The sequence below is a fragment of the Capnocytophaga sp. G1920 genome (genome assembly GCF_051417515.1).
On record NZ_JBPRKH010000006.1, the window covers coordinates 90,174 to 107,436 of the forward strand.

Consider the following 17,263-nt stretch of genomic DNA (forward strand, 5'->3'; position numbering starts at 1 on the left):
AATGAAAAAAACTCTTTTTCTCTTTTCTGCATTGCTGTGCTTTTCTTGTAGTAAAAAGGAGATTAAAGCTGAAAAGGGAGGCATTGATATAGTGTCCAACATCTATTTCAATGCCTCCAAAGGCTTAGATGATATGAAAAGCGTTGTTATCTCTAAACTCAATTACAAAGGAGACACCCTTGTAGAGCTTGTTCCTTATGTTGATGAACCTGAACTCACTGAAAAAATCTTTATCATTACCGACTCACTTGCCTTTGATATCACCGACAAAAACCCTCAGCAGTTCATATTTTCAACGCTTTCTAATGTTTCTTCTATCCCTAAACACAAAAAAGAACAAGGAGCAGTATTCAAATCGCAACACCTTTTGAATTTCGATTACCGAAAAGACCTCAATGATACTATTCTTTTTAAAAAAGAATACAAGCGTTTTAGGATAATTACTCCTGAGAATTACACAACTTATTATGTTCATCCAACTGATACCCTTTTACCTTACACACTATATAAAAAAGAGGGTGATAAATATGGAGGGCGTATAGAGCGTATAGATTTATACAACAAACAAAACGATGTGTTTATATCCTTACAACTTCTCCCTCGTAAAGAGTGGGATAGTGAGGCTAAAAATATCTTTGAATTTAACGATTTTTACAAAAAACGCAAATAAATTTATCCTATGGCTACATTTTCACCACAAGATATTGAAAATATTGTCAAAAACACTTCTACTGTTGATTATTTCTTCTACCTTGAAAGACAAGGTAGAGTGAAATTCGACCGCCAACGCGGACACGACTACTATTTTCTTACGGATAACGAAAAATTTTCAGTAGATGAAAAAGGCTATTATGACTTTAAAGCGGGTAAAGGCGGACAAATTTTCAAAGCTGTAATGGAGCTCGAAAAGAAAACTTGGAAAGAAGCTGTTGAGTTTCTGAAAGACTTTTCTAATACTACTATTAGCCAAAGTGTTAAAAATCAAAAAGCAGAAAATAAAAGACTTACTCCCACTCAGCATTACACAGAAAAAGCCCCCAGCACTAAGATTACTCAAGTGACTGTACCTAACAATGATAAGTTGTTAGAATACTTCGCAGAGCGTGGTATTTCAAAAGAAATTTTACAACAATACGCTCAACAGGTACATTACCGCAATAATAGTGATGGTAAGAACTATTTTGGTATTGGTTTACGCAATCAATCAGGAGGTTATGATGTACGTAATCCTTATGTCAAAGCCAAAGTAGGAGCAAGTGATATAAGCATTATAACTGGTACTCGCAACGAAACGGTTGTCTTTGAGGGAATGACCGATATGTTTTCTTATCTGCAAATGGCTAAAGATAATGGCAAACCTAACGACCGTACATTGGTAGTACTAAACTCTATTACCAACACAGGTACTTTTATTGAGCAATTTCAAAACTATACAGGTAAAATACATTTGTTTTTAGATGGAGATAAAGCAGGTAACGATGCTACTCAAAACATACTCAACAATCTGAAGAACAGTATAGACCAAAGAGGGGCTTATGGAATAGGTAAAAGTGAAGTAAAAGACTTGAACGACTATCATTTAAAAGTTTTTAACTACAAGAAAAACATAGAGCAAAGTAATGCCCCTGAAGAAATAAAATTACAAAAAGGAATGAGAGCGGTAAACAAAAGTACGAATGAGACTTTTGTCATTAGCTATACAGCTGATAATTATATAGATTTGAAACGTGAATACGATAGTCATATCGCCAAAGTGAATAGCGTTCATTTCAATCGTCTCAGTGAACTATTTAGCGACTATGATTTTTTTGATTTTAGCGATAAAAAATTGCAACTTTCTTCCAAAAACACTATCTTTGCCGATAATAATAACATACAAATTCATACACAAAATGGAAGCACTACAATTGAACCCAACAGAGTATCCTCATCTGAGCAAGTGGGAAAGCAGTCACCTAAACCAAACCTTAGAAAACCTCTCTCAACAAGCCAATCCAAGCAAGAAGGAGATAACCCAAGCCGACAAGCAGTGGGCAGCAACAATGTTAGAAATGGACTTAGCAGCTCAGAGCGGAGCGATTTGGGAGGACGAACAGGAAGACCCCAAATGGGCAGCAACAACCAAGCACAACCGCAAATTCTACCTAATCAAAGATCTCTTTCAACAGAAGAACATCAAAGCTCTGGAAGAGATATTCCAAACGGAGACCGACCCCGACCTCAAGGAGATGGCGAACAATTACTTAAAGAATCTGTACGACCTACCCTTTTAAACAAACCTAACAACACGAAAGTCAGCAATGAGGAAATAACTACCTTAGTCAATTCGCTGACTTTCGTTGCTGATGATAATGCTATCCAACTCAATGAAGGTATACAAATCACTGATGAGATAAAAAACACCATTAGCCAATACAAAAGTGGTGGTATTACCAAAGATAATCGCGGGGTATTAGATGAATACTACACCGATGAAAAGTTAGTGAATGCTGTATGCAACCTTATCAAAAACAATTTTTCTCAAAAACAGTCCATTAACGTATTAGAACCCAGTGTAGGTACGGGTAACTTCTTACACGCTACCGATAATTTAGGACTAAAAACCAATGTCTCTGCCTTTGAAATCAATGAAACTACTGCCAAAATAGCCAAACTTCTGCACCCCCAAGCTACTATTAATCTGCGTTCCTTTGAAACCGAATTTATTACCGACAATGGTACCAAAAAAGACTTTACCCCTCGGTACGATTTGGTTATTGGAAATCCTCCTTATGGTAGCCACAGAGGACTTTATTTAGGTTTAGGTGAAGAAACTAAACTCCCCCGCTACGAAGATTATTTTGTAAAACGTTCCCTCGATGTAATGAACGAAGGGGCTACCCTCGCAATGGTACTTCCTTCAGGTTGGCTAAATAGACAGGATAAACTCTCAGGTGCTGAACTCTCTGAGGCGTATCGTCTGCCTAACGGAGCTTTCAAAGCCACCGATGTAGGTACTGATATTGTAATTCTCAGAAAGAATAGTCAGGCGCAAACCCAAAATATCAGCAACTATTTTAAGGAACACCCTCAACAGATATTAGGTGATACTTTACAGCGCAAAAACCGCTTTGGTCGTGAGGAGGACTACGTGAAAGGCAACTTAGATGATGCCCTTACACGCCTACAAGAGTTTGCTACCAAAAAAGTTATACAACCTGAACAAACTCAAACAACACAAGGGGTACAACTTGATATGTTTTCAACTTTTGAGAGTACTCCTGCCAAAGAACCTATTGCAGAAAAAGAAGAAGATGTTGTTGTGCCTACTATCCCTAATGAAGAGTATAACAATTTACTTGTTGAAGCTAAAGAAAAAGTAGGACAAGCAATTAATATCTTTAGGAATATCAAGTTTAAATCATTAGCAGTCATTACTGAATGGGATAATTATGCTGCCTTACTGAGAAAACTCGATAGAAAAAATACTAAATTTACCAAAGAAGAGCTTTCGGATATTAGCAAGAAAGCGGATAGCATTATTCAAGAGCATACCCCAAAAACCAAAAAAACACAAGAAGCTACCAATATTGAAGTTACAACCCAAAACTCTAAAAGCAAAAAACAAGTCATAGAAAATACTGGTGAGTACAAAATACAATCTACTCCAGAGATTAGTAAAAAGACACTCAAATACCACTTTGTAAAAGAAGATACAGTGGTAGATACTGCTTTGCAGAATAGTCATAACATCACTCCTGAGCAAGTAAAAGCCTTTGCTGATACCAATTACAATGGCGAAATAGCCAATCCTGAAATACACGCCCAGTATGCTAATTATTACAGAGGAAAGTACATTCACGATTTTTACTATGCCGAAGGAGATATTTACGAAAAATTAGAACGTCTAACGGTTGATTTTGCAGGTAGATTAGATGATGAAAAACTAAAAGCACAATATAATAAGCAAAAATCACTCTTGCAAAGCGTTTTACCTCCTAAAAAACAGTTGGAAGATATTATCATTTCACCTAATCACGAGTTTGTGCATAATTTTGACTTAGGAAAGGTGGAAAAAGAGGTCTATAACAGCTATATGAGGCGCTATGATATGGTCAAAGTAGATTATAATTTAGCAGATATGTTTAAAGACTTCGTTTTAAAATTACCAAGCCAAGCTCTTGAGCCCTCTTCTTCTTGGGAGGTCAGAGAATTTGTAGATAATCAAACGGTAACGGGTAGTGATAAAGAGCGTAATGCTTTGATACGTGAACGCCGTAAAGAAGTAGCTAATAACCTCTTTCAAAAGTTCCTACGTGAGGAACTTCCTAATGACCTTAAAGAGCGTTTTGTAAACGAGTTCAACCGCAAATACAATAACCTCCACATTCCTGACTATTCTCAGTTCCCTTTGTTCTCTAAAATAAACCAAAACTTCAAAGGCAAACCTTTAGAGCTAACAGAAGTTCAAAAAGCGGGTATCGGTCGCCTTACAACCAAAGGGGTTGGGCTATTGGCGCACGAAGTAGGATTTGGTAAGACACTTTCAGGAGTGCTCTCTATGCACGAGGCGATGGAACGTGGTAATGCCAAACGCCCTCTTATTGTTGTGCCTAATGATAGCATCTTAAAACAGTGGGTAGAAACTATTTTTGAAGCTATTCCTAATGCCAAAGTGAATGTATTAGGCAACCTTGGTAAAGATTACGATTTGTCTCATTTTGACAATAAAGACGATGAAATAACCTTAGTAACTTACGAGGGTTTTCAAAATATTGGCTTTAGTGATGAAATTACCCAACGATTGGCTGAAAAATTTTCTTATATCAACAAAAAGGATGTTGATAGCTTAGAAAATCCTATTACGGGAGGCGTTTCCGATGAAACAATGCGTGAGATAGAATTAGCCCACGCCAAAGAAAAGAAAATGCAGGGAATAATGAAACGAGGCAAAGTATACGATTGGGAAGATTTTGGTTTTGACCACCTTACTTTTGACGAGGTGCATAACGCCAATCATATCGTGGATAAAGTGCGTATAGAGGACAGGCGTTTTGCCTCCGATTTCCGCAGTCAGAACCAACGCCCCTCAAAATTGGGACTCAACACTTGGGTAGCTTCTCAGTATATACAAGAAAATTACGATGGGCGTAATGTTACTTTACTTTCTGCAACTCCTTTCACTAACAAGCCATTGGAGTATTATTCTGTGCTATCCCTTATTGCCAATCAGCGATTAGAAAAATCGGGCTATTTCAATGTAAATAACTTCTTTGAGACCTTTATGGAAGCCGACAACGATATGGAAATTGATGCCAAAGGTGATGTAAAGTTTAAAACTAATGTACGCAGGTTTAAGAACAACGCTCTATTTCAACAACTCTTATCCGAGTTTATTGATATTAAAGGCGAAGAGGACAACCCGCAATTGGTACGCCCTAACCGTATCAATAAGGAATACAAGATTGAACAAAATGAGTTTACAAAAAAAGAATACGACACCCTAAACCTCCTTTTTGACGAAAGTGAAGAAGGGGCTATTCTTTCTCATATCCTCAATGCAAGACTCATCGCTTTTTCTCCTTACCTCTCTAAAAATTACGAAGGTGATATAGACAAAGTAAGTACTAAAGATTTTATAGAGAACTCTCCAAAACTCAAAACCACAATGGACTTAATTTGTCAGAATAAAACCGACAAGCCCGAAGCGGGGCAAATCATCTATTCTGAGTTAGCAGTACAACAATTTTCTCGTCTCAAAGAGTATTTGGTAGACCAAGTAGGCTACAAAGCCGATGAAGTAGGTATCATCACTGGGGCTACCAACAAAAACCAGCGTTTGAGTATTCAAGAACAATTCAACAAGGGAAAAATAAAAGTTATCATCGGTTCAGAAGCCATTCAGGAGGGAATGAATTTGCAAGAAAAAACCTCTGATATGTATCTTCTTACTTTGCCTTATAATTTTACTTCTTTGCGACAAGTAGAGGGTAGGATGTGGAGACAAGGTAATCAATGGGAAAATGTACGTGTGAATTATATGCTTACTAATGATAGTATTGATGTGTTTATGCTCCAAAAACTGCAAGCTAAACAATCTCGTTATATGGAGGCGATAAAAAAAGGGGCAAACATCATTGATGTGTCTGATGTAGATACACAGGAACTCAAAACTGCTATCATCACCAACCCCGAAACACGTGCTGAAATTGAAGTAGAGTTGATGAAAAAACGCTATGAGAATGAGAAAACCAAACACGCAGCTGATTTAGGTTTTATCTCTCGCAAATTCGAAGATTATACTAACGTATATGATGAATATTTAAAAGAGAAAAAAAGCTATGAAGATATCCAGGAATGGGCTAAAACAGATGATTATTGGAAAGAGAAACTACCATATAGAGCTCAACAAGTAGAAAGAGCTAAAAAAGAAGTTGAGCGAGTAATTGAAAAACTGGCGAAAAAGGGTGTCAATATAGCCGATTTTCAACATCAGCAAGAGATTACAGAAAATAAAATAGCCTCTATAGACAAAGCAATCAATGAAGAATTACCCATTATCCGTGAGAGACTTATTACGCAGTACAAACAAGAAAAACAAGAGCGCCTCAATGCCCCACAAATAGACTTTATACAAGAACGGGCTGAAGAGAATAAAACATTCTTTAAACTTCGTCCAACTGCTGAAAAGTCTGAGAATAAGGTTGCAGAAAATAAAACATCTCAAGATGAGGGGCAACGCACTTACAAGGCTTTTAAACGATAATAAAATACCCCTGATAAATTGACTTACTTATCAGGGGCTGTTTCCATATTCATTGGCGTACGAGATTGTACTTGTACTTATACTTGTAGGCTAAACCATATTTTAATTGTAATTCTATTAGCTTTTCAGCATAACCAGGAACAGTTGTATCTAATTGTGAAAATTCTTTTAGATATGCCTCTGCTTTTTCATTTTCTAAATTATCTAAGTTAGTATCTGTTACTAAATAGAAAAAATCAGTATTTTCAGCTAATAATTTGTTATTTTCAATAGAATAAGTAGCTAAAGGCAACTTATTTTCTTCATTAACTATTTTGTCGCCTAAAGTTGAGTATTTTATTTCTTGAAAAGAATACTGCCCTGTTTTATCGGTGATTTTTAGTCTCTTTTCATTGTCAAAAACTACTTTAACTGTATAAGTTTGATAATTACTTTCAGGACTACCTAATAAAGCTCCATACGATTTTTTAAAAAGTTCTGATACTTTACTTTGTTGTGCAGGTTTTTCTGCAATAACTTCTGCTGTACCTACCCAAGTTCCTAGCAGCTTATTGTTATCTCCATTATTAGTATTAGTAGGAGTGTCGTCAGACTTAGAGCAGGCAGTCATTCTAATTGCCATAAAGGTGAGTAAAAATATTTTCTTTACCATTGTTGTTAAGTTTAAAATGTTAATGTTAAGTTACTAATTTGATTGTGCAAAGATACACATTTAATTAGTAATTTCAAAAAATATTCTTTTAGATTACATATAATCAGAGATAAAACAAAAAATATTAGAAAAATCATCTTAAAAAGAATGTACTTATAGGACATCTATAAGTAAAAAATACTTCAATTATATTATTTCCTATTTGACTAATATTCAGTATTTTAAAATTTAATTATCTGAAAAACTGAAAAATATTTTCCTTTTTGTTGGTTGTTTCGTCAAAAATTACTAATTTGCGCCTCTAAATTACTATTGTTTCTTTAACAAGAAGATATATGAATTATAATTTCACTGGTTTTTTTCCTAAATTTGACCCTAAAATCTATTGGAGTTTTGGAGTACTCCTTTGTCTTGGTATTTTCTTATTCATTTTTCAATGCTCTCGTCATGTAGATTGCGAGGAGGCTAACTTCTATGTCTTTGCCGATAACTATGCTGTGAAGGAAGTCATTGAGTTTGGTGATAAAACAAAAAATGCTAAATCGTGGAAATGGGATTTTGGTGATGGTTCTCCTGCCGATTTTAGACAACGTACTTTCCACACCTATGAAAAGACTGGAGAATATGTGGTAACTCTTACTATCAACGGCTCTTGTACTTCTCAAAAGGTGCTTACCATTACCTCTCTCAATCAACAAGTAGGCTACCTGCCTACCATCAAAGCTCCTGATGTGGTCTTTTTAGGTGAAACCACTAAATTCATAGGACAAAAACAAGGAGGTATCTCATTTGAGTGGAGTTTTGGAGAAACTTCCTCTACTGATGCTGTGGGTGATTCTGTAACCTATAAGTTCAAACGCGTAGGGCAAAAGAAGATAACCCTTATCGTCAATGGCGATTTAGATCATATCGCTACCAAAACTATCTATGTAGCCCCTAAACACGTAGTGGCTAAAGAGCCTATAGATATGGAGAGTTATGTATATGAACAACCTCATAGCAATTTTTCGCTGCCTATGGGGAAAGCACAGAAAGACCCCTTGGTGGATATGCTTACCAATATTCCCGTAGCTCCAAAGGCTCCTAAAAAGGAAGACACTCCTTCTTCTGCAAAAAAAGTCCCTGATATTTCTAATGAACAGTTTATCCTACTTCTCAATGGGGTAGCCTCTCAAGCTAAGACAAAAGATGATTTCAAAGACTATCTTTGTGAGAACTACCAAGTCCCTGTAATTATTAATGATGATAAAATTGTGCCTTTTGCACAGTTTTGCAAAGAAATTTCTGGAAAGAAAGTAAAAATAGAAAACCTACGCTTGCAAAAAGACACTGATAATGCTTGTATTCAAAATATTTATGTCTACTACAAAGTAAAAGGAAAAATATTCTGGAAGAAAGGATAATAACAATCATAAAAAATACAAAACAATGGAAGAGAAGAAATTGAGCTATGCCCCAGAGGTTACTAAAGCATTGGAGATAGCACAGAAAATAGCTCGTGAAAATATGAACGCTCGTTACTCTGGCGGACACTTATTGAAAGCCGTTCTCAACAGAGATTTACCACTCTTAAAGCTCTTGGAATCTAAAGGAGTCGATGTGTTCTATTTAGAAGAATGGGCTGAAGTGCGCATTGAGGAAGCTCTAAAAGCTACTAACACTTATTCCTGCGACCCCGATGAAGTGATAGACACTATTTTCACTGAAGCAGAAGCTATTCGGGAAATTTTAGATGAGGAGGAAATTTCCTTATGGGATGTATTTGTAGCATTGAGTACTCAGGGAGTAGCTTTCAATTTCGACCAAATGAAAACCTATCCTGTAACTCGTGCCGAACTCTTAGAAACGACCCCTCTTCCTGCTACCTCTGCCGAAAAACCTTTCTCTTCTGCTCCTCTTTCTTCCACAGCTAAAGGTTTTTTGCAAAAATACTGTGTCAATAAAAAAGATGTCCTCAAAGCTAAAGCCTCAAAAGAAATACCTGTTGGCAGAGTTGCCGAAACTCAAAAAATCACCGAAATACTGTGCAGATTTAGCAAACAAAATGTGCTTATCATAGGCGATTCAGGTATAGGAAAAACTACCCTTATCAATAGTTTTGTACAGAAGGTTATAGCAGGTCAAGTCCCCGATGTGTTGTCTAACTTAGCTGTATTTGAATTGGATATGGGAGCCCTCATAGCAGGAGCCTCCTATAAAGGTGAAATAGAAGACCGTATCAAGAACATAGCCCAAGAACTCAAGCAATATCCTAAATCAGTACTTATCATCGAGGAATTACACGCACTTTTAGGTAACTCTTTTGATTCCTCTATGGCAAATCTACTTAAAAGTGAACTTACTAAAGGACTCACTGTTATAGGCACTTCTACTATCGATGAATTTACCAAGAAAATAGAAAAATCAGGTTTAGAACCTTTGTTTGAAAAGGTAGAATTGCAAGAAAGTGATGATGAAACCCATTTTAGAATGTTGCGTCAAACCCTTTCAGCTTATGAGACCCACCATCATATAGCCATAACCGATGAGGCAATTTGGGAAGCCATACGCCTTTCTAAAAGGTATTTAAAAGAGAAAAGTCTGCCTGCCTCAGCGATAGACCTCATAGACCATACAATGTCTGTTGTGAAAACAGCAGGAGCATCTTTCTTAAAAGAAAAAAATGCCTTGCTTACACAAATAATTCACTTGGAGGATAATACACAAGGTTTTACAGAAGAGCAACGCAAAAAGAACGCTACTTGGTTATTGAATGATATCAAACAGCGTATTCCCTTTTTGTTAGATGCCTCTACCCTTTTAGAAGAGGAACAAACTACTACTTTTGAAACTGCTGATAGCCTATTGAGCTATGGACGCAAACTCATTACCGAAGCTGAAAAAGTAGCTCAAGAAAAACGTTCTCACATCACCGAATGGGACTTAGCCGTACTCATCTCTCAAAAAACGAATATTCCTATAGGCAAACTCAAAGAAGAAGAAAAACAGCGTTTGAGTGATATGGATGCTATTCTTTCCGAGCGGGTAGTAGGGCAAGACCACGCTATTGCTATTATCAGTGAGGCTGTACTCGAAAATCGCTCCGGATTGAGCAAAGCAGGACAACCGATAGGTTCTTTCTTCTTTTTAGGACCTACGGGAACAGGGAAAACAGAATTGGCTAAATCTTTAGCAGAATTTCTTTTCCAAGATGAAAACGCTATTATCCGTTTCGATATGTCGGAGTTCAAAGAAGAGCACTCGGCAGCCTTACTCTATGGGGCTCCTCCAGGGTATGTAGGCTATGAGGAAGGTGGCTTATTAGTGAATAAAATCCGACAAAAGCCCTACTCTATCGTACTTTTTGATGAGATAGAAAAAGCCCATACTTCAGTATTTGATGTATTCCTACAAATAATGGACGAAGGGAAGTTGCACGACCGTTTGGGTAAAGAAGGTGATTTTTCTAATGCCATTATCCTCTTTACTTCCAATATAGGCTCTGACTTTATTGTCAAATCCTTTACTGAGGGGAATATTCCTTCCTCATCTACTCTTTTAGAGATAATGAGTCGTTATTTCCGACCAGAATTTTTGGGACGTCTTACCGAGATAGTACCTTTTGCACCTATTAGCAAAGAAAATGCTCTAAAAATCTTTGAAATACATTTGAAAAAAGAGCTTTTGAACCTAACAGAGGGTATAAACATCTCACTCAATATTGCTCAAGAAGTAAAAGAACATTTAGCAGAACAAGGCTATGATGCCACCTATGGAGCTCGTCCTTTAAAAGGTATCATTCGTGCCAAATTACGCCGTCCTTTGGCTAAGAAACTTGTAGCAGGTGAATTTAAAGAAGGAGATATTATAGAGGTACTCTGGGAAAATAATGAAGTTGTTTGGATTAAAAAATAATAAATTATGGCAGTAGAATTTGGAAAATGGCAGGAAATAAAAAGAAATCCCATAGTACCTTTTACAATAAAAAAAGGTGTTTTTATAAAAGGATGGTGGAGTGCTGATAAAGAAGGAAAAAGTGTTATCACAAATGCTTCTTTAGAAGATACTGTGTATTTTCATATAGAGATAATGGGAGCTCTTATACAAGATGGGGATAAACTTAGCTTACAATTATATGAATATGATACTTTTATATGGGTTGATAGTTTTAATTTGGATGATAAAATAGAAAACCCTAAAGAATGTATTATAAAAAATGGTAAAGCTCTACTTGAAGTCTTTTTGAAACCTGATTGGAATAAGTACATAGAAGAAGATACAGGCTATGAGATTGAACTTTATTGGGAAGTGAAATATAATAAAAGAGATATTACAATTAACCTTCCAGATAAAAGTGAAAATTACTTAAATGTTAAAAATGAACGTAATATATTCATAAAACCAGTAATGGAAGAGAATGGCTATAGTTATGGCGTGCCAGAAATGTATGCTTATGATGGTAGTCCTTTGCTTTTTACAACTATTGATGAAATCAGCTATTTGGATAATTCTGTAATAGATGAAAAGAATCCTTTAACTACTACAGAGGATAAATTAAAATTCTTAGATGAATTAACTAAAATAAAACCCTCTAATAAACAAAATAACAATATAAATACTTATGTAAATGATTTTATGATTGTAGGAACTACAGTTGCTTTAGAAGAAAAATCTAAACTAATTTCTGAAAAGATGGCCATTGCTAAATTAGAAAAAGGTTTTTTAGTTACTAATAAAGGGAATATTATTCAAGGAAATATAAAAACCTTAAAAGAATATAAAGAATTGCTAAACAATAAACTAGTAACCTTTAAGAGAGTACGAAATAAAGGTTTTTTTATGAAAGGAGAAACGACAAAAGGGATTAATCAGTTAGAAGCAATGAGAGGAAAACTAACGATTCCTAAGAATTTGTATTTCGTAAAAAATGCAGCAAGTTTATATTTTAATTTTTCTAGTTTAGTAGATTTAGCAGGAGGAGGTAATGATGTGAATGCATTTGCAAGAGATGTTGTTACATTTTCAAAATCTTTTGAACGTCTCGGAAAAGCTACATTTAGAGCTATAGGGATTGTTGCTCTTCATTTAACGTTGATGAAAAAAACGTTGGATATTGTTTTTTCGCCAATGGAAGAATTTATGGAAGAAGGTAGACAGTTAGATAAGAAGAAGTTAGATAAATCTAAGTACGAGGGAGTAATGGAGTTCACAAAAGAACTTCATCGTTCTACATTTTTGGTAAAAGGATATAAAACTGCAGAAATTAGTTATAATACATTAGAAGGTTTGTTCAATGGTAAAATTAAAAAGATAGAAGAGCTTGAAGGAGGACACAATGAGGTTACTATATTTTACAAAAAAGTAGAAGAAGGTATTTTAATTGATTGTTTTTTTATAAATTTATAAAAATTGTTTTGTGTGTATGAATAAATGTGTATTTATAGTTGCAATGCTATTTATTATAGGTTGTAATACAAGCAAAAAAATTCAAATAGTAGAGTTGAGTAATAATGTTATTGAAGTAAATTTTATTAAATATAGCGACAAGAAAGTGTCTTTATATTTGAATAAAAAAATAAAATTGAGAAACCCTTATTTTTCATCTGCAAAAGTAAAACTAAACTATTTTGTTCAAGGAGAACAAATAGATGATATCTATGCTTATGCGTTAGATTACGATAGATATGGAAATTTATCTTTTATTGGTAGTGATAAAGGGGAAGTATGGGGCGAAATAAAAATATCACCTTTAGGAGAAAGAGAAATTATATATGAGAGATATATTCCTATTGAACCTTTTGAATTTGTGGGAATATACAAGAGTTTAGAGCAATATATACCCTTGGCAAAACACCCTATAAGAAAGAGTGACCTAACAGGGGAAACTTATGAAGATACAATTGTTCTTGTCTATAAAGAACTGCTTTCTGAGTTCAAACGAAAGAACCCAGAACTTGTAGAGACCCTAACCAAGGGAGATACTATAGAATTAGAGATATTAAGCCCTGAGAAAGAAAAATATCGTTATAATGCAGAATGGTAAATTGTATATTTTTTTTAACAAATAACTAAGAATTATTTATGTTTGGAAAGTTTATTTACTTAATAAGTAGTGCTTTACTACTATCCTGCTCATCAAGCCGTTATCTTGCTGAGCTTCCTTATCATTACCCTACCGATGCTTTCTACAAAGCAGTGTTAGCCCAAAAGAAACAAATCAATGAGCAATATACCTTGGTAGATGATAAGGGAGAAAACCTATCCGATAAGGAATTAGCCTTAAGAGAGAAATACTCTATTATTTTGGCTGTACCTCCTAAAAAAATCACTAATTATAAGCTCTATGCTTTTATAGATGAGTGGATAGGAACACCTTATAAGGAAAAGACCTTAGAAAAACAAGAAGGAGCAGATGCTTCTTACTTTATACAGGCATTGTTTAGTGAAGTGTATGAAACTACTTTTCCCAAGACTCCCGATGGCATTTTCCGCTCTAAGGATTTACAACTTTTCACAGGGCGTACTTACTTAAAAGAAGGTGATATTTTGTTCTTTAGATACGATAAGTTCAAACCTATTTCCGATGTAGGATTGTATTTAGGAAATGGCAGGATATTAGCTTGTACCACACAAGGGCTAAACATCTATGATTTCAATGATGAGTACTTCCAAAAACGCTATACAAGTGCTGGAAGGCTCAAAGAGAAAAAATAAAAACAAAAATTTGCACTTTTGTATTTTTTTTGTACATTTGCAACGTTGAAAAACTATCAAAATGGAACACCTAACAGGAGTTATAAATGAGATAAATCGGTTACCTTATGATATAAGGGCAGAAGTGCTATTAAACCACTTGTTAGACAAAGGAATCATCTCTGACAATGAGTATGTAGTAAAACACCAAGGGCAGTTTGTACGCGGTTATCGCGCCGATGTACTAAGTGCAAAACTTACTGATTTCAACTACGATCCTACCCAACTGATAGAGGTAAGCCTTTCTCGTGATAGTTTGTACGATATACTCCCCGAAAGTGTCGCTCATCATACCAAGAATGAAACTCAAGGCAAGGGAGTAGAAACGATGCTCAAAGATTACAGAGAGAGGAAACAAGAAGAAAAAGCAGCTCGTACCTTTTTTAGTCCTTTTGAGAATGAGATTTTTAAGTTAGGAGTAGAAATAGAATCCTTTGAACAAGATAGCTTTAAAGAGCTTAATGCCAACGAAATTTCTACATTATTCTATGAACTTTGGGGCATTTCAAAAGATTTTCCTACGCTCTTAGTCTCTAAATTCATAAGGTTGTTACCTTATAGCTACAAAATAGTAGGCAATATTCCTCTTACAGTGCAAATACTCTCAAAACTTTTAGGTGAAGAAGTACATATCAAAGAAAAAGAGTTTGCCACTTATTTTGATGAATCACAAGGTTTTTGCTTGGGAGAAGACATCTACTTAGGAGTAGATATGATCACAGGTACAGCCTATGAAGATTATACCAAACACCTGACCCTTGAGATAGGTCCTTTAAAGCATTCTGCTTTCACCAATTACATTCTTGGGGGCAATAAAGAAAAATTCGTTATAATGTTCTGTGAGCATTTTTTTCCTTTGGAAGTAGAAATCCAGTTAAGTGTATTGCTCTCAGAAGAAGAAAGCCAATTTGAATTAAAAGAAAACAACGACCCTATTTTAGGTTATAACACTTGTATATGAAAGAGTTAAAGAATTACTTCATCAATTTGTTCGACCCTCGTCTATTGGTAATATTATTGTTTTTAGTAGCTATGTGTATAGCTATTACCATCATTTTTTCAAAGAAAGTACCTGAGTTCAAACAGTATAAAACTAACATCTACATCTATCTGTTCTTAACAGTATTGGTGTATGCAGTCATTGCCTTTTTAGGATATAGCCGCCTCTTTGAAGGGAAAACCCTAAGTGAATTTGTCTTCTATCAAATTTGCACCTTAACACTTGGCTTCTTTCATTGTTATTTTTATCGTTTGTTTTTCAACAAATTCAAACTGGAGGACGATGTGTTCAAAGAACTATTTTTTGCCTTATTAGTTGTGCTATATGCCGCAGTACCTTTTTTGTTAATTTACACTTTTTTAAACGGAATGTACTATATGCCCCTAATGATGGGCAATTTTATAGTCTTTTTCATACCTACTTTAGTAAATGCGAGCTTCAACCATTCTCTAAAGATACCACCTAAAATCTACACCACTTGGCAATTCCCCGAAAACTACAAAGAATTAGTAGGTGTGAGCGATGATGAGATGCGCGATTTAGTAGTATTCACACTAATGATAAAAAAAGAAGAAAAGGATAAAGACTATACTTTATATCGTGCCAAAGGGCCTACCCGAATAGATTTTGGGCGCTTGTTCTACAATTTTGTAGAAGATTACAACGAGCGTTTTGCCGATGCTCCTATTGAGATACAAAATGAGGATGGCTTTTATAATTGGGTATTCTTCAAACAACCTAAATGGTACGAATCCACTAAATATATAGACCCTAAGTTTACCCTATATATGAATGGAATAGAAGAGAATAGCTACATCATTTGTATGCGAACACTCGTTTCCGACACCGCAATCAATAATAGTGACCAAGAAACAGATTTTGAATACAGTAAAGAAAAGGACAATGAACGAGTTCAAGCTTATTAGTCTCACTTTACTTAAGATAATAACTCAACAGATATAAAATAAATAGAATAACAATGACAGAAAAACTCACCCATTTGCCAGTGAACTTTATTGATGGAATGAAAATCAATAAAAGGTATTTTATAGATATTCAAAACTTCGTCATCGATTCGGTACGCGATGCCATAGGGGTACACACCTCAATGCTTACCTATGGATTGTTGCCCGTCAACGACCCACTGAGAATGAATCTGTCAGTAGACACCCATAAAAACCTCCGACTCCGTATAGAAGAATGCCACGCAATTACCCCTAATGGCTCTCGAATAGACATCAGTTCTAACACGGAACAGAGTACGCTCTCTTTTTCATATCCCGAAATTATCAAAGAGATAAAAGAAGATGAGGTTGCGTTATTAGCTTGTATTTCTGTCAATCCATTCAAGCGTGTCCCTTGTGGAGACCCTGACCCTGAGGAAAATCCACCTCGCGACCCTTATACCGAGCCTGAATACTACCTTTCTTTAGTGAAGGAAGAGGAACTCAGAAAGGATATGGGCGTAGGAGGGCATTATCTCATTGTGGGAAAAATATGGGTAAGTGGTGGTAATACCAATCTTGATAGTTCTTATATTCCACCTTGTGTACTGGTAGCTTCTCACCAAAAACTACAGCAGCTATACAACGAAATTGACCGTTTCTATGGTCAGATGGAAATTTATGCTATCCAAATCGCTCAAAAAATACATACTAAAAACCAGACCAATAAATTAGCTGCTATCATAGAGCAAATGACCGATAGAATGCTCTACTACTTAGCTACTGAAATCAATCATTTTCGCTGGCTTACACTCTATAGTACCCCTGCCGAAATGTTAGTGTCAGTAGTAGGTTTTGCAAGAGTGCTTAAGAACTTTATCGATGCTCGTTCAGGAGTGGGTAAAGAGGAATTGCTCAATTACTTTGCCGATTGGTGTAACGTAAGTCAAGGAGAGTTTGAAACAGTCTTCTCTGAGGTAATCAATACAGAATACAACCACAATCAAATAAGCGATGCTGTGGTGAAAGTTGAACGTTTTATGAAAACCTTAGAAGATTTATTTGCTATTCTAAACCGCTTAGACTTCATTGGTAAGAAACGTGATGGCAGCATTTTCGTATCTGAAATTACAAATGAAAAAAGCTCTCTACAACCTGAGAGAAGCAAGACTTTCTTAGCCGATTAATAG

General features: G+C 35.5%; 11 protein-coding genes. 10 read left to right on the top strand and 1 reads right to left on the bottom strand.

The window, feature by feature from the left end:
• Position 1: 1 nt before the first annotated feature.
• Together ACSQ7D_RS05325 and ACSQ7D_RS05330 are read left to right on the top strand one after the other, a co-directional pair.
• Positions 2-670: a hypothetical protein gene (locus ACSQ7D_RS05325; RefSeq protein WP_437135620.1), complete on the top strand. Its 669-nt coding sequence runs from the start codon at positions 2-4 to the stop codon at positions 668-670.
• A 9-nt stretch (positions 671-679) separates the two neighbouring features.
• Positions 680-6,745 (top strand): toprim domain-containing protein, encoded by a 6,066-nt coding sequence (locus ACSQ7D_RS05330; RefSeq protein WP_437135621.1) that lies wholly within the window; start codon positions 680-682, stop codon positions 6,743-6,745.
• Between the two features lie 49 nt (positions 6,746-6,794).
• Here the strand turns inward: ACSQ7D_RS05330 and ACSQ7D_RS05335 are convergent, their stop codons facing one another.
• Positions 6,795-7,397, bottom strand: coding sequence for a hypothetical protein (locus ACSQ7D_RS05335; RefSeq protein WP_278589929.1), 603 nt, complete (start codon positions 7,395-7,397; stop codon positions 6,795-6,797).
• 335 nt (positions 7,398-7,732) lie between these two features.
• Between ACSQ7D_RS05335 and ACSQ7D_RS05340 the strand changes: the two genes are divergently transcribed.
• From ACSQ7D_RS05340 to ACSQ7D_RS05375, 8 genes are all read left to right on the top strand, one after another.
• Positions 7,733-8,800 carry a PKD domain-containing protein gene (locus ACSQ7D_RS05340; protein WP_437135622.1) on the top strand — a complete coding sequence of 356 codons (1,068 nt, stop codon included), beginning with the start codon at positions 7,733-7,735 and terminating at the stop codon, positions 8,798-8,800.
• 25 nt (positions 8,801-8,825) lie between these two features.
• The gene (locus tag ACSQ7D_RS05345) at positions 8,826-11,291 is read left to right on the top strand and encodes an AAA family ATPase (protein WP_437135623.1); all 2,466 of its coding nucleotides are present in this window, start codon (positions 8,826-8,828) and stop codon (positions 11,289-11,291) included.
• A 6-nt stretch (positions 11,292-11,297) separates the two neighbouring features.
• Positions 11,298-12,782, top strand: a complete 1,485-nt coding sequence (locus ACSQ7D_RS05350) for a hypothetical protein (RefSeq protein WP_088595062.1) — start codon at positions 11,298-11,300, stop codon at positions 12,780-12,782.
• Positions 12,783-12,798: 16 nt separating this feature from the next.
• Positions 12,799-13,419 (top strand): hypothetical protein, encoded by a 621-nt coding sequence (locus ACSQ7D_RS05355; protein WP_437135624.1) that lies wholly within the window; start codon positions 12,799-12,801, stop codon positions 13,417-13,419.
• A 38-nt stretch (positions 13,420-13,457) separates the two neighbouring features.
• Positions 13,458-14,090: a C40 family peptidase gene (locus tag ACSQ7D_RS05360; RefSeq protein ID WP_437135625.1), complete on the top strand. Its 633-nt coding sequence runs from the start codon at positions 13,458-13,460 to the stop codon at positions 14,088-14,090.
• Between the two features lie 61 nt (positions 14,091-14,151).
• Positions 14,152-15,090 (top strand): type VI secretion system baseplate subunit TssG, encoded by a 939-nt coding sequence (locus ACSQ7D_RS05365; protein WP_437135626.1) that lies wholly within the window; start codon positions 14,152-14,154, stop codon positions 15,088-15,090.
• On the top strand, positions 15,087-16,055 hold the full coding sequence (locus ACSQ7D_RS05370; protein ID WP_203095042.1) for a TssN family type VI secretion system protein: 969 nt from the start codon (positions 15,087-15,089) through the stop codon (positions 16,053-16,055). Before ACSQ7D_RS05365 ends, ACSQ7D_RS05370 begins: the two co-directional genes overlap by 4 nt.
• Before the next feature lie 53 nt (positions 16,056-16,108).
• On the top strand, positions 16,109-17,260 hold the full coding sequence (locus ACSQ7D_RS05375; protein ID WP_437135627.1) for a hypothetical protein: 1,152 nt from the start codon (positions 16,109-16,111) through the stop codon (positions 17,258-17,260).
• Positions 17,261-17,263 lie beyond the last annotated feature (3 nt).

What these genes read in the sequence shown, in the direction of transcription:
- ACSQ7D_RS05325 (WP_437135620.1), top strand. Translation starts at nt 2, where the DNA reads ATGAAAAAAACTCTTTTTCTCTTTTCTGCATTGCTGTGCTTTTCTTGT.
- ACSQ7D_RS05330 (WP_437135621.1), top strand. Translation starts at nt 680, where the DNA reads ATGGCTACATTTTCACCACAAGATATTGAAAATATTGTCAAAAACACT.
- ACSQ7D_RS05335 (WP_278589929.1), bottom strand. Translation starts at nt 7,397, where the DNA reads ATGGTAAAGAAAATATTTTTACTCACCTTTATGGCAATTAGAATGACT.
- ACSQ7D_RS05340 (WP_437135622.1), top strand. Translation starts at nt 7,733, where the DNA reads ATGAATTATAATTTCACTGGTTTTTTTCCTAAATTTGACCCTAAAATC.
- ACSQ7D_RS05345 (WP_437135623.1), top strand. Translation starts at nt 8,826, where the DNA reads ATGGAAGAGAAGAAATTGAGCTATGCCCCAGAGGTTACTAAAGCATTG.
- ACSQ7D_RS05350 (WP_088595062.1), top strand. Translation starts at nt 11,298, where the DNA reads ATGGCAGTAGAATTTGGAAAATGGCAGGAAATAAAAAGAAATCCCATA.
- ACSQ7D_RS05355 (WP_437135624.1), top strand. Translation starts at nt 12,799, where the DNA reads ATGAATAAATGTGTATTTATAGTTGCAATGCTATTTATTATAGGTTGT.
- ACSQ7D_RS05360 (WP_437135625.1), top strand. Translation starts at nt 13,458, where the DNA reads ATGTTTGGAAAGTTTATTTACTTAATAAGTAGTGCTTTACTACTATCC.
- ACSQ7D_RS05365 (WP_437135626.1), top strand. Translation starts at nt 14,152, where the DNA reads ATGGAACACCTAACAGGAGTTATAAATGAGATAAATCGGTTACCTTAT.
- ACSQ7D_RS05370 (WP_203095042.1), top strand. Translation starts at nt 15,087, where the DNA reads ATGAAAGAGTTAAAGAATTACTTCATCAATTTGTTCGACCCTCGTCTA.
- ACSQ7D_RS05375 (WP_437135627.1), top strand. Translation starts at nt 16,109, where the DNA reads ATGACAGAAAAACTCACCCATTTGCCAGTGAACTTTATTGATGGAATG.